Below are 18,751 nucleotides of genomic sequence, written 5' to 3'. Positions count from 1 at the left end.
GCCGTCGTCGTCTGCGACCACCCCGCGCGTTCAGTGCTGACACTGATTTCGGACGGATTCCCGGAATCCTCTTGCGTGTGAGGAGCGAACGACGCTATGGTCGTGACTCGGTTCGACCACCACGGTCGGCCACGGCCCAGGAGAGGAGGCGAGACCCCATGATGATGCAGCGAATCCAGTCGCCCATCCGCGCGGTCGCCTTCCTCGGCGCTCCGTTCGCGGCCTGCTAGCTCGCGCCCTCCGGCGCTGACCGCACAAAGCAGGTCCACCGCCTGACGAGCACGCCCGCATCGCGGGCGACGTCCGTCCCCCGGCATCCCGATCCGACGGATCGCCGAGCCTCTCCCGCCACTCGTGCCCTCGTGCCGTGAGCCCGCCATCGGGCGACGGATGCCGCGGCGCGCGTCCCGGGAGCCCGCACACGTCACCTCCCGGCGCGTCGCACCCGCGCGCGCCACCGTCCCATCCGATGAAGGAACACACCGTGAACACCACACTCACCGCAACCCGTTCGACCGCGCAACAGGTGGCGGCCGGAAGCGGCCGCCTGCAGGAGCGCGTCGCACGACGCACCGGGCTCGCACTGCTCGCCTGGAGCCGCGCCGCCGAGGCGCGACGCGCCCGCTCCGAGCGCACCCGCGCCGACGACCTCGCGCGCACGGCCGGACTCCAGCGCGAGGCCGACCGACTCCGCGACGCGAACTTCAGCACCCTCGCGCTCGTGGCCCGGACGTTCTGATCACCATGAACGCCGCATCCGGACCGATCACGACGGTCCCGTCCGCTCGCCGGGCGGGACCGTCGCCCGTCTCCGGCGTGGGCGTCCCTCAGGCGCGCGACGGCGCGCCGTCAGCCGGCTCGTCCGCATTCATGCGCAGCGCGATCTCGAGCAGGCTCACGCGCGTGAGCGAGTCGACCTCGTCGAGCGGGACCCACCTGGCCTCATCGCTCGAGCCCCCGACCTCGTGCTGCAGCCGCCCGCCGACGACGTGCGCGCGGTACACGATCCGCATGGCGTACAGCGGCGCCGAGCCGTGGTGCCGCTTCGCCGCCGGCACGATCATGGTGTCGATGCCGAGCAGCCGGTCGATCTCGGCGTCGTAGCCGGTCTCCTCGCGGATCTCGCGCTTGGCCGCCTCGAGCGGATGCTCCGCCCCCTCGATCCCGCCGCCCGGCAGCGTCCACGCGGACCGGCCGTGCTCGTGCCAATGGGAGAGCAGGATCTCGCCGTTCCGGATGATGACCCCGTACGCGGCGATGCGGATGTCCATGCCGCCACTGTATTACCCGGCGATGAGCTCGAGCACTCCCGTCCTCGACGCCGTCGGCGGGTGCTGCCTCGCCAGCCAGCCGGAGGCGCGTCCCTCGCCTGCCGCGACGGGCAGTTGGCCGGCGTGCAGTTCGAGGAGCACCTGCCCGCCCGCCGCGAGCCATGGACGGGCGTCGGCGATCAGCCGGCGCACGTGGCCGAGCCCGTCCGCACCGCCGCCGACGAGGGCGCTCGCCGGCTCGTGATCGCGCGCCTCGCGCGGCATCAGGTCGAGCTCGCCCTCGGGCACGTACGGCGGGACCGCCGCGATCGTCGTCAGCCTCCCTCGCAGCCGGGCGGGAACCCCGTCGAGCGCGTCGGCGAGGTGCACGCGAGCACCCTGCGGCAGGTTCCGCCCGGCCAGGGCCAGCGCGACCGGGTCGCGATCGGCCGCGTGCACCTCGGCGCCTGGTACGGAGGCCGCGACCATGGCGGCGAGCGGCGCGACGCCGCAGTACGCCTCGAGCATCACGGGTGCGCGGGTCGCGCGGACGCGCCGGACCGCGAGGCGCGCGAGGCGAAGGCTGCGCTGGCGCGGCACGAAGACGCCGGGGCCGACGCTCAGCCGGAGCGACCCGAAGCGAACCCATCCGACGAGCGGTTCGATCGGCTCTCCGGCGACACGGCGACGTACGAGCTGCTCGAGCTCGGCGTCATCCCTCGCCGCCTCGACGAGGATCGCCGCCTCGTCTTCGGCGAAGACGCTGCCGGAGGCGCGAAGGCGCGATGCGAGCTCGTCGATCCGGCGATCTTGGCGAGGGGCCACTCCCCCAGTCTGGCGCAGGAGCGCCGGCGGGACGCGAGGCGATGGGACTGTGGAGCCTAGGAGATTCGAACTCCTGACATCCTGCTTGCAAAGCAGGCGCTCTACCAACTGAGCTAAGGCCCCGTGGCGGATGCCCTGGGGCATCCGGTTGTGGAGTTGTGGAGTGGGGATACGAGGACTTGAACCTCGGACCTCTTCGTTATCAGCGAAGCGCTCTAACCGCCTGAGCTATATCCCCGAATTTCGGCCGAAGGAAAGACTACCCGAAGGGGTGCGAATCTCCGAATCGAGCCGAGGACGGCGTCAGTTGTTGGTGAAACCGACGAGGATGCCGCCCGTGATCTTGACGCTGAGGTTGTACAGCACGGCCACGACCGCGCCCAGCGCGGTCGTCACGACGAGGTTCAGGAGCGATGCCACGACGGCGAAGCCCATGACGTTGCCGACCGACAGGATGGAGCGCAGGTCGGTGCCCGCGCCGGCGACATCCTGGACCAGGCTGTTCAGGTTCTCGAAGAGGCCGGTCGACTGGACGATCGTGAAGACGAGGAACGTCGCGACGATGTTCACCACGGAGAGGCACACGGCCACGAGGAAGGACAGCTTCACCGCAGACCAGAAGTCGATGTACACCAGGCGCAGGCGCACCTGCTTGGCCGGGGGCTTCCGGTTGGACTTGCCGGCAAGTTTCTCGGCGACACTGCTCATGACGCTCACTCCTCTCCCGCGGTCTCCGCCGCTTCGGACTCAGCGGCCTCTTCCACCAGGTTCCGCTCGGAATTCTTCGCGATCGCGATGATGCGATCGTCCGCGACGAACTTCGCGAACACGACGCCCATCGTGTCCCTGCCCTTGGCGGGGACCTCGGCGACGTCAGAGCGTACCACCTTGCCGCTGGCAAGAACCACGAGGACCTCGTCCTCTCGCGCGACCGTCAGAGCGCCCGCGAGGTCGCCGCGATCGTCGCTCAGCTTGGCCACCTTGATGCCGAGTCCGCCGCGCTGCTGCTTGCGGTACTCCTCGATCCGGGTGCGCTTGGCGTACCCGCCCTCGGTCACGACGAAGACGTACGTGTTCGCCGCGCTCTGCTTCTGCCCCGAGTCGTCCGCCGGCGCATCCGCCCCGGCATCGCCGTTCGAATGGGGCACGACGGATGCCGCGAGCAGCTCGTCGCCCGAACGGAAGCTCATGCCCTTGACGCCCGAGGTCGAGCGGCCCATCGGGCGGAGCGCGTCATCCGTCGCCTCGAATCGGAGCGACATGCCCTTCCTCGAAACGAGGAGGATCTCATCGTGCTCGTCGACGAGCATGGCCGAGACGAGCTCGTCGCCCTCGCGGAGGTTGATCGCGATGACGCCGCGGGAACGGTTGGTGTCGTAGGCGGTGAGCTCGGTCTTCTTCACCAGGCCGTCACGGGTGGCGAGCACGAGGTAGGTCGCGACCTCGTAGTCGCGGATGTCGAGGATCTGGGCGATCTGCTCGTCGGGCTGCAGCTCGAGCAGGTTGGCGACGTGCTGGCCCTTCGCGTCGCGACCGCCCTCCTGGATCTCGTACGTCTTCGCGCGGTAGACCCGACCCTGGTTGGTGAAGAACAACAGCCAGTGGTGCGTCGTCGTGACGAAGAAGTGGTCGACGACGTCATCCGCCCGGAGCTGGGCGCCCTTCACGCCCTTGCCGCCGCGGTGCTGCGACCGGTAGTTGTCGCTGCGGGTGCGCTTGACGTAGCCGCCGCGCGTGACGGTGACGACCATCTCCTCCTCCGGGATCAGGTCCTCCATCGACATGTCGCCGTCGAAGCCGTGCAGGATGTGCGTGCGGCGCTCGTCTCCGTACCGGTCGACGATCTCCGCGAGCTCCTCCGAGACGATGGCGCGCTGACGCGACTCGTCGGCGAGGATCGCCTGGTACTCGGCGATCTCACGCTCGAGCTCGGCGAGGCGGTCGATGATCTTCTGACGCTCGAGCGCCGCGAGGCGACGCAGTTGCATGGTGAGGATCGCGTCGGCCTGCAGCTGGTCGACCCCGAGCAGCTCCATCAGGCCGATGCGCGCCTGCTCGACGTCGGGCGAACGGCGGATGAGCGCGATGACCTCGTCGAGCATGTCGAGGGCCTTCACGTACCCGCGCTGGATGTGCGCGTCGGCCTCGGCCTTGTTCAGGCGGAAGCGGGTGCGCCGGACGATGACCTCGATCTGGTGGTCGACCCAGTAGGCGATGAACCCGTCGATCGGCAGGGTCCGAGGCACGCCGTCGACGATCGCGAGCATGTTGGCGCCGAAGTTGTCCTGCAGCTGGGTGTGCTTGTACAGGTTGTTCAGCACGACCTTGGCGACCGCGTCGCGCTTCAGCACGATCACGAGCCGCTGGCCGGTCCGGCCCGACGATTCGTCGCGGATGTCGGCGATGCCGCCGAGCTTGCCGTCCTTGACCAGGTCGGCGATCTTGATCGCGAGGTTGTCGGGGTTCACCTGGTACGGCAGCTCGGTGATGACGAGGCAGGTACGGCCCTGGATCTCCTCGACGTTCACGACCGCGCGCATGGTGATCGACCCGCGACCCGTGCGGTAGGCGTCGAGGATGCCCCTGGTGCCGAGGATCTGCGCGCCGGTCGGGAAGTCCGGGCCCTTGATGCGCTGGATCAGCGCCTCCTGCAGTTCCTCGCGCGTGGCATCCGGGTGCTCGAGGTACCACTGGGCGCCGGATGCCACCTCGCGGAGGTTGTGCGGCGGGATGTTCGTCGCCATGCCGACCGCGATGCCGACCGAGCCGTTGACGAGCAGGTTCGGGAACCGCGCCGGCAGGATCGTCGGTTCCTGCGTGCGACCGTCGTAGTTGTCGCCGAAGTCGACGGTGTCCTCGTCGATGTCGCGCACCATCTCGAGCGCGAGCGGGGCCATCTTGGTCTCGGTGTATCGCGGCGCCGCGGCGCCGTCGTTGCCGGGCGAGCCGAAGTTGCCCTGGCCGAGCGCGAGCGGATACCGCATCGACCACGGCTGCACGAGGCGCACGAGGGCGTCGTAGATCGCGGAGTCGCCGTGCGGGTGGAACTGTCCCATGACGTCGCCGACGACGCGCGAGCACTTCGAGAACGCCCTGTCGGGCCGGTACCCGCCGTCGTACATCGCGTAGATGACGCGGCGGTGCACGGGCTTCAGGCCGTCGCGCACATCGGGCAGGGCGCGCCCGACGATGACGCTCATCGCGTAGTCGAGGTACGACCGCTGCATCTCGAGCTGCAGGTCGACCTGGTCGATGCGACCGTGGATGCCGGGGCCGGTGCCGTTCTCGTCGTCGCCGGGGTTCACGATGTCAGATGTCAAGGAAGCGCACGTCCTTCGCGTTCTTCTGGATGAAGCTGCGGCGCGACTCCACGTCGTCGCCCATCAGGGTCGAGAAGATCTCGTCCGCCGCAGCCGCGTCGTCCATGGTGACCTGGAGCAGCGTGCGGCTCTCCGGGTTCATGGTCGTGTCCCACAGTTCCTGGTGGTTCATCTCGCCGAGGCCCTTGTAGCGCTGCACCGAGTTGTCCTTCGGGATCCGCTTGCCCGAGGCGAGGCCGTCGGCGAGGAGCGCGTCGCGCTCGCGGTCGGAGAACACGTACTCGTGGTCGGCGTTCGACCACTTGATGCGGTACAGCGGCGGCTGCGCGAGGTAAACGTAGCCGAGCTCGATCAGCGGACGCATGTAGCGGAAGAGCAGCGTGAGCAGCAGGGTCGTGATGTGCTGGCCGTCGACATCCGCATCGGCCATGAGCACGATCTTGTGGTACCGGACCTTCTCGGGGTCGAAGTCCTCGCCGAGGCCGGCGCCGAACGCCGTGATCATCGCCTGGACCTCGGCGTTGGCGAGCGCCCGGTCGAGGCGCGCGCGTTCCACGTTGAGGATCTTGCCGCGGATCGGCAGGATCGCCTGCGTCTCGGGGTTGCGACCCTGGACCGCCGAGCCGCCGGCCGAGTCGCCCTCGACGATGAAGATCTCGGAGATCGACGGGTCCTTGGACTGGCAGTCCTTGAGCTTGCCCGGCATGCCGCCCGACTCGAGCAGGCCCTTGCGGCGCGTGGCCTCGCGCGCCTTGCGGGCGGCGAGGCGCGCGGTCGCGGCCTGCAGCGCCTTGCGGATGACCTCCTTCGCCTGGTTCGGGTTGCGGTCGAACCAGTCGCCGAGCTGCTCGCTCGTCACGCGCTGCACGTACGACTTCGCCTCGGTGTTGCCGAGCTTCGTCTTCGTCTGGCCCTCGAACTGCGGCTCGGAGAGCTTGACCGAGATGACGGCGGTGAGGCCCTCGCGCACGTCCTCGCCCGAGAAGTTCGCGTCCTTCTCCTTCAGGAGGCCCTTCTCGCGCGCGTACTTGTTGACCAGGGTCGTGAGCGCAGCGCGGAAGCCCTCTTCGTGCGTACCGCCCTCGTGGGTGTTGATCGTGTTCGCGTACGTGTGCACCGACTCGTTGTACGCGGTGGTCCACTGCATGGCGACCTCGAGCGCGATGTGCCGCTCGGTGTCCTCCGCCTCGAACGAGATGATCTCGTCGTTGACGAGGTCGGTCTTCTTCGAGCGGTTGAGGTACTCGACGTAGTCGACGAGGCCGCGCTCGTAGAGGAAGCTGTCGTGGCGGTGACCCTGCTCGTCCTCTTCTCCGTCGGAGATCTGCGAGACGTCGCGGAGGTCGGTCAGGTTGATGCGCAGTCCCTTGTTGAGGAACGCGTACTGCTGGAAGCGGGCCCGGAGGGTCTCGTAGTCGAACTCGACGGTCTCGAAGATCTCCTCGCTGGGCCAGAAGGTGATGGCCGTGCCCGTGGCCTCCGTCGTCTCGCCCTTCGCGAGCGGCGCGTCGGGGACGCCGACTGCGTACGACTGGCGGTACACGTGGCCCTGCCGCTTGACCTCGACCTCGAGGCGCGTGGAGAGCGCGTTCACCACCGAGGAGCCGACGCCGTGCAGGCCGCCGGAGACCGCGTACCCGCCGCCGCCGAACTTGCCGCCGGCGTGCAGCACCGTGAGCACCACCTCGACCGTCGAACGGCCTTCGGTCTTGTGGATGTCGACCGGGATGCCGCGGCCGTTGTCGACGACGCGCACCGCGCCGTCGGCGAGGATCGTGACGTCGATGGTGTCGCAGTAGCCCGCGAGCGCCTCGTCCACCGAGTTGTCGACGATCTCGTACACCAGGTGGTGCAGGCCGCGCGGACCCGTCGAGCCGATGTACATGCCCGGCCGCTTGCGGACCGCTTCGAGGCCCTCGAGAACCTGGATCGCGTCGGCGCCGTATTCCGGCGTCTGCTGGGCCTTCGTCGGTTCCGCTGTCATGGGTGAATCGGGCTCCAAACCGTCGTTCTGGCGACCCTTGATCCTATCAACAAGAGGGGCCCTCCAACGCGCTCCGCGCCGATCTGCGGCCCCGAGAGAGCGCAAGTGACCGATTTTGCCCTGTCAGCCGTAGGTGTCGCGCGGACCGCGCCCTGGAACCGATCTGGGACCCCTTTTCCAGGTGGGGGCATCCGGCCCTTGGAAACGGATGGTGTCGACGCCTGCGCGGGGATGCCGCTCGAGGATCGCGCGGATGAGCTCCTCGCGCATCATCCGGAGCTGGGTCGCCCACGCCGTCGACTCGCAACGGACCTGGAGCACGCCCCCCTCGATCGCGATGGGCTCGGAGTGGCGGGCGATGTCCTCTCCGGCGATCTCGGGCCACGCGGAGAGGAGCTCCTGCTGCGAGAGCGCGCCGGTCCACCCGAGCTGGGCCGTCAGGGCATCGATCGCGGCACCGAGCGGCTTCGGGTCGCGGCCCGGCGTGAACGGCTCGCTGCCCTCGACCTCGCGCGTGCGCACGCGCGCACGCCCCGGCCGGCCCCTCGGCTCCCCGCCGAAGATCTCGCGGAAGTGCTGGTACGTGCGGGCGGCCTCAGACACCGGGTGCCTCCGAGGGCAGGGGTGCACCGGACGGCTCGGCGTCGACGAGGGCTCCGGCGTCGTCGATGACCGCGCCGGCCGCGATCCGGATGACGCGCCTCGAGAGCGGTTCCGGCACGTCCTCGATCACGGCGGCGGTGATGAGCACCTGCTCGTAGCCGCCGACCGCGGCGGCCAACCGCTCCCGCCGCATGCGGTCGAGTTCGGCGAACACGTCGTCGAGCACGAGCACGGGGTCGCCGGTCGTCGAGTCGCGGCGGAGGAGCTCTGCCGAGGCGAGCCGCAGCGCGAGCGCGAACGACCAGGACTCGCCGTGGCTCGCATACCCCTTCGCCGGCAGGTCGTTGAGCAGGAGGAGGACGTCGTCGCGGTGCGGGCCGGCCAGCGTGACGCCGCGCTCGAGTTCCCTGCGACGGAGCGACCCGAGTGCCGATGCGAAGCGTTCGGCCGTGGACGGCCGGCCCGGCGTCTCGGACTCGGCGACGGCCGTGCCGGTCGCGGATGCCGCATCCGACGGCTCGTCGTCTGGGTCGGCGCCGTCGATCGAGAGGACAGACTGCAGCTCGGGGCGGTGGTCGTCGTCGACGATCGACCGGTACGCGGCCGCGAGCGGCTCCCGGAGGTCGGCCACCAGTTCCTCGCGACGATCGATGAGTTCGGCGCCGAGCTCGACGAGCCGTTCGTCCCAGATGTCGAGCGTCGTCAGCTGCGACGCGGCGAGACCGCGCGCGCGGGCGCTCTTCAGGAGCGAGTTGCGCTGCTTGAGCACGCGGTCGTAGTCGGCCATGACGCCCGCGAGGCGCGGGGTGCGCTGCACGAGCAGTCCGTCGAGCACCCTGCGCCGCACCGACGGTTCACCCCGCACGATCGCGAGGTCCTCCGGCGCGAAGAGCACCGTGTGCGCGTAGCGCGGCAGGTCGCGCGGTTTCGCGGCTCCTCGGTTCACCTGCGCGCGATTCGCACCCTGCCGGTTGAGCTGCAGCTCGAGCAGGACCTCGCGCTCCCCGGTCGAGAGGAGCGCGCGGATGATCGCGGCATCCGCCCCCGACCGGATCAGCGCCTGGTCGCTCGAGACGCGATGCGAGCCGAGCGTGGCGAGATAGCCGATCGCCTCGACGAGGTTGGTCTTGCCCTGGCCGTTGCGCCCGACGATGACCGTGGCGCCCCGCTCGAACGACAGCTCGGCCGATCGGTAGTTGCGGAAGTCGGTGAGCGAGAGCCTCGCGACGTGCACGGTGCGGCTCCCTTCCTGCGAACCCCCACGGTACCCGCCCGCGCCGACATCGCGGCACGGGGTGCCGGGCTACCGCAGCAGCAGGTTCGGCTGCAGCAGGTAGCGATAGCTGTCGGCGCCCGCCTGTTCACGCGACGTCTGGCTCGTGATCAGCACCGGCCCCGGCTTGTTCGGGTTCTCGGTCTTGGTGAAGGAGATCCGCACGAACTCGCTCGGCACCGCCTGCAGGCCGTCGAGGAGGAACTGCGGCTTCAGCGAGACGACCGTGTCGTCTCCGGTGAGGATCGCGTCGATGGACTCGGACGCCTGGGCCTGCTCGCTGCCGATCGCCTCGAGGGTGAGGCCGTCGGCCGTGAAGGAATAGCGGAGCGCGGCCTCGCGCTCGAGCACGAGCGCGACGCGACGGGTCGCCTCGATGAGCTCGGCGGTGTTCATCACCGCGTAGTTGTCGACCGTCTCGGGGAACAGCCGGCGGACGGGCGGGAAGTTGCCCTTGATGAGCAGGCTGGTGACCGTCTTCCGGTCGGCCGAGAACGCGATGAGCTCGCGATCGTCTCGACTCGTGATCGCGACCGAGATGGTGCCCGAGTGGCCGAACGTCTTGCCGACCTCCTGCAGCGTGCGGGCGGGCACCAGGGCCGTCGTCGTGTCGGACTCGCCCGCGACCCCGCCGCCGTCCCACTCGATCTCGCGGATCGCGACACGGTAGCGGTCGGTGGCGACGAGGCTCAGGTTCGTCTCGCGGACCTCGAGCTGGACGCCGGTGATGACGGGGGTGACGTCGTCGCGGGATGCCGCGACCGCGACCTGCGCCACGGCCGATGCGAACTCCTCGGCCGGGACCACGCCGGTCTGCTCGCCGATCTCGGGGATCGACGGGTACTCCTCGACGGGCATCGACAGCAGCGTGAAGCTCGCGGACCCGCAGGTCACGGAGATGCGCGATTCCTCGGTGGACACCCGCACGGGCGCGTTCGGAAGGCGCCCGGCGATCTCGGCGAGGAGCCGGCCGGACACGAGCACGGTGCCCGGCTCCTCGACGTCGGCCTGGATCTCGGTCCGTGATGAAACCTCGTAGTCGAAGGAGGAGAGGACCAGTCCGTCGCCCTCGGCCTGGATCAGCACGCCGGAGAGGATCGGGAGGGTCGTGCGCTGCGGCAGCAGCTTGACGGCGAACGACACGGCCTCACTGAAGACGTCGCGATTGACCTGGAACTTCACGGTTCTCCCGTCGTGGAGGTGCTGGGTGGGTCCCATGCTATCCGGACGCCTGTTTCCGGCGCGGTGATTTCCCGTGCCTCGAGTGCGCGCCGAACCCGCCCGATCCCAGGTTGCCGAACGCCGTGGGTTAATCCAGATATCTCTTAACGGTGTTAACCGGTGTGGAAACTGTGGATGGCGTTCGGAGATCCGCATGATCACGCCGATGCGAGGCCGTCAGGGCTGTGCACGGCGTGTGGAAACCGAGGGGAGCGGCATCGTTCGTCGACGACCGGTGTTCGGAGTTGTGCACAGGCCGAGGCCGCGTCTCAACAGTGGTGGCGCGGTTGCTCGTTAACAATCCACAGATTTTCCACACCTGTGCGGAATCGTGTCGGCGGGCTCCCGGGAGGGTGCTCGAGGGCGCGCCGAGCGGCCGCGCGAGCGCGGCATCCGTCGTCGACCGGGCTCAGCGGTAGCGGGCGGTCTGCTTGATGCGGGCGGTGAGTTCGGTCACCTGGTTGTAGATCGACCGGCGCTCCTTCATCAGCTCCGAGATCTTCTTGTTGGCGTACATCACCGTGGTGTGGTCGCGGTTGCCGAAGAGCTGGCCGATCTTCGGCAGGCTGAGGCTGGTCAGCTCGCGGCACAGGTACATGGCGATCTGACGCGCCGTCGCGACCGCCTGCGATCGGCTCGAACCGTACAGGTCGTCGACCGTGAGCTTGAAGTAGTCGGCGGTCGCGGTGATGATGTCGACCGGCGCGACCACGTTGTCCGTGTCGTCGGTGATCAGGTCCTTGAGGACCGTCTGCACGAGCGGCATGTCGACCGGCGTCCGGTTCAGGCTCGCGAAGGCGGTCACCCGGATCAACGTGCCCTCGAGTTCGCGGATGTTGCTCGAGACCTTCGAGGCCATGTACTCGAGGATGTCGTCGGGCACCTGGAGGTGCTCGTTCTGCGCCTTCTTGCGGAGGATCGCGATGCGCGTCTCGAGGTCGGGCGCCTGGACGTCGGTGATGAGACCCCACTCGAAGCGACTGCGCATCCGGTCCTCGAAGCCGGTGAGGTGCTTCGGCGGCACGTCGCTCGTGATCACGACCTGCTTGTTGTGGTCGTGCAACGTGTTGAAGGTGTGGAAGAACGCCTCCTGCGTCTCCGCCTTGCCCTGCAGGAACTGGATGTCGTCGATCAGCAGGATGTCGATGTTGCGATAGCGCTGCTGGAAGAGCGAGCCGCGGTTGTTCGCGATCGAGTTGATGAAGTCGTTGGTGAACTCCTCGGAACTCACGTAGCGTACGCGGATGCCCGGGTAGAGGCTCATCGCGTAGTGACCGATCGCGTGCAGCAGGTGGGTCTTGCCGAGGCCGGAGTCGCCGTAGATGAACAACGGGTTGTAGGCCTTCGCCGGCGCCTCCGCGACGGCCACCGCCGCGGCGTGCGCGAACCGGTTGGACTGGCCGATGACGAAGCTGTCGAACGAGTACTTCGGGTTCAGGCGCGCGTCGCGGGGGCGGTCGATGCTGCCGCTGCCGCTGTCGAAGATCGGTTGCGGCCCGGCCTGGGGTTCGTCGAGGCCCATCGACTGTCCGGACATCCCCGCGCCGCCCATTCCCGGTGCGCCTCCGCCGACGGATGGCGGGCCCCCCATCGGTCCGCTCGCGACCGGATCGGCCGGGCGCAGCTCCTCGAGCTCGGGGTTCACCACGACGTAGAAGGAGGTGACCGGTGACGGGGCCTCGATCGCGCTCATCGCGGAGAGGAGCGACACCCGCATCCGCTGGTTCAGCATGCTCGCGGTGAAGTCGTTCGGAACCTCGAGGTAGAACGTGCCCGCGGCGATGCCCTTCGGCTCGACCAGGTTCAGGAAGCCCTGCAGCATCGGCGTGATCGCCGCGTCGTCGGAGAGTCGTTCGAGGACCGTCGCCCACGTCTCGCTGATGGGCTGTTCCGTCATCGCTCCCCGCAATCTGTCGCACCGTTCGGCGGCCGCTCGTCGCTCCCCCGAGCGATTCGGTGGAGCGGCCCGAAGGCGTCTGTTCACAACGTTCTCCACCACCTGTGAGCAGACTTGCGAGAACCGCGTGATTCCGCCGCGCAGGCTGGGGATAACTGGTGTCACACGCTAGCGAATCGGACCTGCTGCGACAAATGCCCGCTGGGGGATCCCGGACGCTCCCGGCGTGTCGCTCCTCCGGTGAACCTGTGGATCGGTGCAGAATGTCGTTTCCCCAGTGCGCCCGGTTTGACCGCGGCATCCGCAAGCCGTAGTTTTAATCAGTTGACCGCAGCCCTTTCGGGCACCGAGTTCTCCCCGCCGGCGCACCTGTGACGCGTCCGTGCGCGGAATTTCCCAGCCGGAGAAGAAGATGAGCAAGCGTACGTTCCAGCCCAACAACCGTCGTCGCGCCAAGAAGCACGGCTTCCGCGCTCGCATGCGGACCCGTGCCGGTCGCGCGATCCTCTCGGCCCGCCGCACCAAGGGCCGCACCGAGCTCTCCGCGTAAGTTCCTCGGTGCTCGCCAAAGCCAACCGCATCACGAGCGCCGATGACTACCGGTTCATCGTGCGCCGTGGTGCGAAGGTCGCTGGTGCCCACACCGTGAGCTACATCCGCTCGCGGGAGGCGGGCTCCGACGCGCGCTTCGGCTTCATCGTGTCCAAGAAGGTCGGCACCGCCGTCCGCCGGAACCTCGTTCGACGGCGGTTGAAGGCGGCCGGCCGCGAATTCGTCGACGGCGGGGCATCCGCCGTCGACGTCGTCGTACGTGCGCTCCCCACCGCCTCCGGAGTCGGCTTCGCAGAGCTCCGCGACGAGCTCGGCGAAGCGCTGGCATCGCGCGGTGCTCGGCGCCGCACGGGCGGCGCCGCACCGACTGTCGCCCGAGCGGAAGACCTCTGACGTGAAGAACCTCGCCTGGTTCGTCTGGCTCCTGCCCCGCAACGCGGGCGTGCTGCTCATCCGTGCCTATCGGGCCGTGGTCTCCCCGCTCTACGGCGACGTCTGCCGGTACTACCCCTCCTGTTCGGCCTACGGCCTCGGCGCGGTGCAGCACCGCGGCCTGGTCGTCGGATCGGCGCTCACCGCGTGGCGGATCGTCCGGTGCAACCCGTGGTCGGCCGGCGGCATCGATGACGTGCCCCTGCCTCGCGTGCGCCGATTCCACGTCACACGGGTCGGCCTCGTCATCCCGGCGGACTGGGCCGGCTCTTCCGGCCCCAAGGGTCGCCACGCGGACCGCAGCGGGCGTCGGCGGGTCGGCTCGACCACGCCGGTCGCATCGGCGGATTCGCACGGACACCGCCACCACACCCCGCAGGGCGACACCGTGGCATCCGCCTCGCCTCGCCTCGCCGCACCCGAACGCTCCCCCATCACGTCCCGGAAGGACTGACCCGCCCCCATGGACATCTTCGGCACACTGCTATGGCCCATCAAATGGGCCATCGAGCTGATCCTCGTCGCATTCCACTCCCTGTGGACCTTCCTCGGGATGGACCCGAACGCGGGAATCACGTGGGTGCTCGCCATCGTCGGCCTCGTCGTCGTGGTGCGCGCGGCCCTCATCCCGATCTTCGTCCGCCAGATCAAGAGCCAGCGCCGCATGCTCGAGGTCGCGCCGCAGCTGAAGAAGATCCAGGACAAGTACAAGGGCAAGAAGGACCAGTTCTCGCGCGAGGCGATGTCGCGCGAGACCATGGAGCTCTACAAGCGCACCGGCACGAACCCGCTCTCCTCGTGCCTGCCGCTGCTGCTCCAGATGCCGATCTTCTTCGGCCTGTTCTCGGTGCTGAACGACGCGTCGATCCACGCGGACCGCGGCGGCGTGGGCGTGCTGACGCCGACGCTCGCCGACTCGTTCTCGAACGCGACGTTCCTCGGAGCCCCGCTGAACTCGACCTTCATCGGCGAGTGGAACGCGATGATGGCGGGCGAGCCGTTCAGCGCCTCGACCATGTTCGTGGCCGTCACGATGATCATCCTGATGACCGCGTCGCAGTTCATCACGCAGCTCCAGATCGTCTCGAAGAACATGTCGCCCGAGACCAAGGCGAGCCCGATGTTCCGGCAGCAGCGCATCCTGCTCTACCTGCTCCCCCTGGTCTTCGCGTTCTCGGGCGTGGCGTTCCCGCTCGGCGTGATGTTCTACTGGCTCGTCTCGAACTTCTGGACGATGGGCCAGCAGTTCATCGTCATCCGGAACATGCCGACGCCCGGCAGCGATGCCGCCAAGGCCCGCGAGGCGCGTCTCGCCCGCAAGGGCAAGCTCGTCGTCGAGACCAAGGCCGACGCCGACGATGCCGAGCCCCAGAAGCCCTCCACGACGCAGCGCCAGCAGCCCATGGGCAAGAACCGCGCGAAGAAGCAGAACAGGAAGTGACCTCGATGACGGACGTCCAGCACGACGCCGCGACCCGATCCCTCGAGCAGTTGGAGGAGGAGGGCGACATCGCCGCCGACTACATCGAGGAACTCCTCGACATCTGCGACCTCGACGGCGACATCGACATCGATGCGCGCAACGGTCGCGCCTACGTTTCGGTGCACGCCTCCGACGCCGCCGACCTGGCGGTGCTCTCCCGCCCCGACACGGTCACCGCGCTGCAGGAACTGACCCGGCTCGCGGTGCAGACCAAGACCGGTTCCTTCTCGCGGCTCATCCTCGACGTGGGCGGATCGCGCGATGCGCGCCGCGACGAGCTCGGCCGCCTCGTCGCCCGTGCGGCGGAGCGCCTCGAGGCCGGCGCGTCCGAAGCGGCACTCCCCCCGATGTCGTCCTACGAGCGGAAGCTCGTGCACGATCTCGTCGCCGAGCGGGGCCTTCACTCGGAGTCGCGGGGCGAAGGTGCGGACCGCCACACCGTCATCACGCGTGTCGGCTGACCGCCGCCTTCCGTTCCACGTGAAACATGACTGACCAGACGCCCGCCCAGCCGTCCGGGCTCGAGCCCGAGCCGGCGGCTGCTTCAGTGGTGTTCGGCGACCGCCTCGATGTCGCACGCGCGTTCACCGAGAGCCTCGCCGAACACGGCGAGGAGCTCGGGTTGATCGGCCCGCTCGAGCTGCCGCGGCTCTGGACGCGTCACGTCGTCAACTCGGGACTGGTCGCTCCCCTCCTCCGGCCGGGTCGTGTCGGGGACGTCGGATCCGGCGCCGGCCTTCCGGGACTGGTGCTGGCGATCGCCCGTCCGGACGTGCATCTGACCCTCATCGAGCCCATGGAGCGTCGGGTCGCCTGGCTCGAGCGTCAGGTCGGTGAACTCGCACTCGACAACGTCGAGGTGGTTCGTGCTCGGGCCGAGGAGGTCAAGCTCAAGGGGCGGCTCGATCAGGTCACGGCTCGCGCGGTGAGCGCGCTCCGGACGCTGATCCCGATCACCGCTCCCCTGCTTCGACCGGGGGGTGAGCTCGTCCTCATGAAGGGCAGCGGTGTCGCCGGCGAGATCGGTGCAGCAGAGAAGGCGATCCGCAAGTACCGGTTGAGTGACGTCGAGGTGGTCGTCCTCGGCGAGGGCGTGGTCGACGACGTGACCCGGGTCTTCCGGGCGCGCGTGCCGTCGGCATGACCGCAGCCGGGCGCCGGCGCAGTTCGGCGTCGACCAGGGCCGCCACGGCCTCGTAGCTTCGCGGCCGCTGAGTCGGTGCACCGCAGACGTCACGGACGGCGGCGGTCCAGGCTCGGTCGGATGCTCGCAGCCGCCTGGTGCCGATCGGCGTTCGCGCGAGGTCTCCCATCACCGCGGAGTGCGAGATGATCGCGACATGCCTGCCCACGAACTGACCCAGCCGCCCAAGGCCCGGGCGGGTGATCGAGTCGCCGTGCTCTCCCCCGCCTGGGCCGCGCCGGCCTACTTCCCTGCGATCCATGAGCAGGCGATGCGACGGCTCGTGGAGCTGACCGGTCTCGTGCCGGTGGAGTACCCGACGACCCGCCTTCCGGACGCCAGCCCGTCCGCCCGTGCTGCTGACCTCATGTCGGCGTTCTCCGACCCGTCGATCCGGGCGATCCTCGCCACGATCGGCGGAGACGACCAGATCCTCGTGATCCCTCACCTGGAGGCCGAGGCGATCCGGGGCGACCCGAAGCCGTTCGTCGGCTACAGCGACAACACGAATCTCCATCACTGGCTGTGGACGAACGGCGTGGCGAGCTTCTACGGCGGCAGCACGCAGGTGCATCTCGGCGCCGGACCTGATGTCGATGCCGTCCACGCCCGATCGCTGCGCGCCGCACTGCTGGACGGGGGCGTGCTCGACGTCGTCGAGCCGGGCGAGTCCGAGGACTTCGGAGTGCCGTGGACCGATCCGCGGTCGTTGTCCGAGTTCGGTGAACGCGAGAGCACGGAACCGTGGAGCTGGGCCGGCGGCACCGGTGCGCTGAGCGGAAGGACGTGGGGCGGTTGCCTCGAGGTGATCGACCAGGTGCTCGTCGCAGATCGGTTCCCCTTCGCGCCGGAGGTGCTGGAAGGCTCGGTCCTGCTGGTCGAGACGAGCGAACTCCTGCCGCCGGCCGACTGGGTGACGCGCGTGCTGCGTGCCATGGGTGAGCGCGGGCTGCTGTCACCGCTCGCGGGCGTGATCGCCGCCCGCCCGCCCGCCAGTTCCCTGGAGGTGATGCCGCCCTCGGACGATCGCGTCGCGTACCGGGCAGCGCAGCGCGACGCCATCGTCACGACGATCGGACGCTACAACCCCGGGGCGGTGGTGTGCGTCGGCCCGCCCTTCGGCCATACCCGACCCCAGTGGATCCTGCCGTACGGTGGCGAGGTCTCGTTGGACCCCACGGCTGGATCGATCACCGCGGACTACGGCACGGCGGATTGAACGGCGACGTCGGAACGATGTTCCACGTGAAACGCACCGGTACCCGGTGTACCGCCGGTGCCCCGACGGACGCGGCCTACTCGCCGCTTGGAGTCCGAGGTCGATCCCATGCCGAGTCCTCCGAGGGAGCGATCCCGGCGGTCTCCTGACTTCGTCGATCCGTGTCGGACGCGTGGCCCGTCGATGTTCCGGTGGGAGGTTTCACGTGGAACGGTGGCGCGGCGGGCGAGTTCGCGCGAGGAGCCATCGAGCCGTGGGATCCGTGAACCGGTAGTCATCGGGTTGCCGTCGAGCGCCGCCCTGTCCTCAGGCGCTCGGACTGCTCCGGTGCACCTGGGTCCAGCCCCTGACGGGCCGGGCCCGGCAGGTGCGGCAGAGCGTGCGGACGGGCCGGCACGCGATCATGGACGAGTGCATCCGGATCGGCGGAGCCGTCGGCTCACCGCAGGATCGACCGCCGCTCATTCTCCCGATCCGTCCGCGGCCGGAAGGTCGGCAGGTCCTGGGACGACATCGCCGCGGTGAGAACCTTCCGCCCTGAAGCCGGCTCGTGACGGCACAGCGGGACGGGGCGTCTCGGTGCTCCCGGGCCGCGGCGCCTCCGACTGGCGCCGCGGTGGCCGCGTCGCGGGGGCCGGAGGATCGATCGAGGGGCGTGCACGGCGTCCGAGGTGTTTCACGTGAAACACCTCGTGCCCGGACGTCGCGAGAGCTCGATCGGAAGCGCTGCGGTTCGGTCGCAAGTCCCGCTGTCTCCTGCAGCGTCCGAGTGCGGCTCGGACAGAGGTCGTGGGCGCCGTACGACGTCGACGCGATCGCGGACGACCGTCGTGGTCGACCCGCGCGGTCCCGGATGAGGACCTGCGCAGCGCGGGATGAATTCCACCAACCGGGGCTCGGGTTCACGGAACCCTGCGCGGCGAGGGTTTCACGTGGAACGGATCGATACGGCGTCCGAATCTGGTCGAGTGCACGTCTGAGGCACCGGGACGTCCGAGGGGGCCGCAAGAGGACGGTGAAGCCCGCCCATGCGTGTCCGGCGAGTCCCGCGCGCTCGCCACGTGTTCGTCGCTGAGCTGGTGAGCCCTGTGGCGCATCGGCGACGCACAGGTGGGTGCCGGGTGGGCCGAGCTCCCGCGTCATCCCGGCGGAAATCGTCTTCGTTGCCGTGGCGGCGTTGCACGTGAAACGCCCTGCCGGGCGCAGGGGGAAGCAGTCGAGTCGATCCAGTTCCCGGTTCGGCGGCGAGACGCCGCTTCGGCATCCGTGGCGGCGATTAGGCTTGGGGCTCGGAGTGATCGCAGGGCACGGCGTGCGATCTCGGATGGGGCAGGAGTGCGGCATGGCGAACGGTGGGCGCGGCTGGTTCCAGCGCAGGAAGCCGCAGTCCGATGCCGTCGAGCCGACGACCGATCGGCGTGAGCCGGAGCCCACTCGGATCGAGGCGTACGAGGCGGAACGACGAGTCGAGGAAGCCGCCGAGGCGGCGAGGCGGCAGGCGCACGATGC

At 69.1% G+C, this 18,751-nt stretch carries 17 protein-coding genes and 2 tRNA genes; 8 read left to right on the top strand and 11 right to left on the bottom strand.

Annotated features, from left to right (window positions below):
* Positions 1-484: 484 nt before the first annotated feature.
* Positions 485-739, top strand: a complete 255-nt coding sequence (locus ACFVHK_RS02090) for a hypothetical protein (RefSeq protein WP_376927360.1) — start codon at positions 485-487, stop codon at positions 737-739.
* Between the two features lie 88 nt (positions 740-827).
* On the opposite strand, the gene ACFVHK_RS02085 is transcribed toward ACFVHK_RS02090, so the two are convergent.
* The 11 genes from ACFVHK_RS02085 to dnaA all read right to left on the bottom strand — a co-directional run bounded on the left by ACFVHK_RS02085 (position 828) and on the right by dnaA (position 12,298).
* The gene (locus ACFVHK_RS02085; protein ID WP_129234286.1) at positions 828-1,271 is read right to left on the bottom strand and encodes an NUDIX hydrolase; all 444 of its coding nucleotides are present in this window, start codon (positions 1,269-1,271) and stop codon (positions 828-830) included.
* A 12-nt stretch (positions 1,272-1,283) separates the two neighbouring features.
* Positions 1,284-2,075, bottom strand: a complete 792-nt coding sequence (locus ACFVHK_RS02080; RefSeq protein ID WP_376927359.1) for an SAM-dependent methyltransferase — start codon at positions 2,073-2,075, stop codon at positions 1,284-1,286.
* A 50-nt stretch (positions 2,076-2,125) separates the two neighbouring features.
* Positions 2,126-2,198, bottom strand: a tRNA-Ala gene (locus ACFVHK_RS02075).
* 41 nt (positions 2,199-2,239) lie between these two features.
* Positions 2,240-2,313 (bottom strand) — tRNA-Ile (locus ACFVHK_RS02070).
* Positions 2,314-2,378: 65 nt separating this feature from the next.
* Complete coding sequence (locus ACFVHK_RS02065) at positions 2,379-2,783, bottom strand: DUF3566 domain-containing protein (protein WP_129233062.1); 405 nt, start codon at positions 2,781-2,783, stop codon at positions 2,379-2,381.
* A gap of 5 nt (positions 2,784-2,788) precedes the next feature.
* The gene (gene gyrA / locus ACFVHK_RS02060) at positions 2,789-5,302 is read right to left on the bottom strand and encodes a DNA gyrase subunit A (protein WP_376927654.1); all 2,514 of its coding nucleotides are present in this window, start codon (positions 5,300-5,302) and stop codon (positions 2,789-2,791) included.
* Positions 5,303-5,384: 82 nt separating this feature from the next.
* Entirely contained in the window at positions 5,385-7,379 is a 1,995-nt protein-coding gene (gyrB, locus tag ACFVHK_RS02055; RefSeq protein ID WP_376927358.1) for a DNA topoisomerase (ATP-hydrolyzing) subunit B, read from the bottom strand.
* A gap of 123 nt (positions 7,380-7,502) precedes the next feature.
* Positions 7,503-7,982 carry a DUF721 domain-containing protein gene (locus ACFVHK_RS02050; protein WP_242492141.1) on the bottom strand — a complete coding sequence of 160 codons (480 nt, stop codon included), beginning with the start codon at positions 7,980-7,982 and terminating at the stop codon, positions 7,503-7,505.
* Positions 7,975-9,216: a DNA replication/repair protein RecF gene (gene recF, locus ACFVHK_RS02045; protein ID WP_376927357.1), complete on the bottom strand. Its 1,242-nt coding sequence runs from the start codon at positions 9,214-9,216 to the stop codon at positions 7,975-7,977. The genes ACFVHK_RS02050 and recF overlap by 8 nt, the downstream gene beginning before the upstream one ends.
* 69 nt (positions 9,217-9,285) lie before the next feature.
* Positions 9,286-10,437, bottom strand: a complete 1,152-nt coding sequence (gene dnaN / locus ACFVHK_RS02040; protein WP_376927653.1) for a DNA polymerase III subunit beta — start codon at positions 10,435-10,437, stop codon at positions 9,286-9,288.
* Positions 10,438-10,885: 448 nt separating this feature from the next.
* On the bottom strand, positions 10,886-12,298 hold the full coding sequence (gene dnaA, locus ACFVHK_RS02035; protein WP_376927652.1) for a chromosomal replication initiator protein DnaA: 1,413 nt from the start codon (positions 12,296-12,298) through the stop codon (positions 10,886-10,888).
* Positions 12,299-12,785: 487 nt separating this feature from the next.
* Here dnaA and rpmH point away from each other — a divergent pair, with 487 nt between their 5' ends.
* The 7 genes from rpmH to ACFVHK_RS02000 all read left to right on the top strand — a co-directional run bounded on the left by rpmH (position 12,786) and on the right by ACFVHK_RS02000 (position 17,242).
* Complete coding sequence (rpmH, locus tag ACFVHK_RS02030; RefSeq protein WP_129233069.1) at positions 12,786-12,923, top strand: 50S ribosomal protein L34; 138 nt, start codon at positions 12,786-12,788, stop codon at positions 12,921-12,923.
* A gap of 8 nt (positions 12,924-12,931) precedes the next feature.
* Complete coding sequence (rnpA, locus tag ACFVHK_RS02025) at positions 12,932-13,318, top strand: ribonuclease P protein component (RefSeq protein ID WP_376927356.1); 387 nt, start codon at positions 12,932-12,934, stop codon at positions 13,316-13,318.
* A 1-nt stretch (position 13,319) separates the two neighbouring features.
* Positions 13,320-13,811, top strand: coding sequence for a membrane protein insertion efficiency factor YidD (gene yidD / locus ACFVHK_RS02020; RefSeq protein ID WP_376927355.1), 492 nt, complete (start codon positions 13,320-13,322; stop codon positions 13,809-13,811).
* A 9-nt stretch (positions 13,812-13,820) separates the two neighbouring features.
* On the top strand, positions 13,821-14,798 hold the full coding sequence (gene yidC / locus ACFVHK_RS02015) for a membrane protein insertase YidC (RefSeq protein ID WP_376927354.1): 978 nt from the start codon (positions 13,821-13,823) through the stop codon (positions 14,796-14,798).
* Between the two features lie 5 nt (positions 14,799-14,803).
* Positions 14,804-15,301, top strand: coding sequence for a Jag family protein (locus tag ACFVHK_RS02010; protein WP_376927651.1), 498 nt, complete (start codon positions 14,804-14,806; stop codon positions 15,299-15,301).
* Between the two features lie 26 nt (positions 15,302-15,327).
* A complete protein-coding gene (gene rsmG, locus ACFVHK_RS02005) occupies positions 15,328-15,984 on the top strand; it encodes a 16S rRNA (guanine(527)-N(7))-methyltransferase RsmG (protein WP_376927353.1) in 657 nt (218 codons plus the stop codon).
* 196 nt (positions 15,985-16,180) lie between these two features.
* Positions 16,181-17,242 (top strand): S66 family peptidase, encoded by a 1,062-nt coding sequence (locus ACFVHK_RS02000; RefSeq protein WP_376927352.1) that lies wholly within the window; start codon positions 16,181-16,183, stop codon positions 17,240-17,242.
* Positions 17,243-18,751: the final 1,509 nt, after the last annotated feature.

The organism is Agromyces binzhouensis (genome assembly GCF_042672355.1).
Classification (GTDB): Bacteria; Actinomycetota; Actinomycetes; order Actinomycetales; family Microbacteriaceae; genus Agromyces; species Agromyces binzhouensis.
The sequence above is the reverse complement of the archived record's forward strand: the minus strand, read 5'-3'. Positions and strand labels throughout refer to the sequence as shown.

Bases quoted from the DNA above. Each gene is read 5' to 3' on its own strand.
- yidC (WP_376927354.1), top strand. From the start codon at position 13,821: ATGGACATCTTCGGCACACTGCTATGGCCCATCAAATGGGCCATCGAG.
- ACFVHK_RS02065 (WP_129233062.1), bottom strand. From the start codon at position 2,783: ATGAGCAGTGTCGCCGAGAAACTTGCCGGCAAGTCCAACCGGAAGCCC.
- rsmG (WP_376927353.1), top strand. From the start codon at position 15,328: ATGACTGACCAGACGCCCGCCCAGCCGTCCGGGCTCGAGCCCGAGCCG.
- rpmH (WP_129233069.1), top strand. From the start codon at position 12,786: ATGAGCAAGCGTACGTTCCAGCCCAACAACCGTCGTCGCGCCAAGAAG.
- gyrA (WP_376927654.1), bottom strand. From the start codon at position 5,302: ATGCAGCGGTCGTACCTCGACTACGCGATGAGCGTCATCGTCGGGCGC.
- ACFVHK_RS02000 (WP_376927352.1), top strand. From the start codon at position 16,181: ATGCCTGCCCACGAACTGACCCAGCCGCCCAAGGCCCGGGCGGGTGAT.
- ACFVHK_RS02085 (WP_129234286.1), bottom strand. From the start codon at position 1,271: ATGGACATCCGCATCGCCGCGTACGGGGTCATCATCCGGAACGGCGAG.
- dnaA (WP_376927652.1), bottom strand. From the start codon at position 12,298: ATGCTGCAGGGCTTCCTGAACCTGGTCGAGCCGAAGGGCATCGCCGCG.
- gyrB (WP_376927358.1), bottom strand. From the start codon at position 7,379: ATGACAGCGGAACCGACGAAGGCCCAGCAGACGCCGGAATACGGCGCC.
- ACFVHK_RS02010 (WP_376927651.1), top strand. From the start codon at position 14,804: ATGACGGACGTCCAGCACGACGCCGCGACCCGATCCCTCGAGCAGTTG.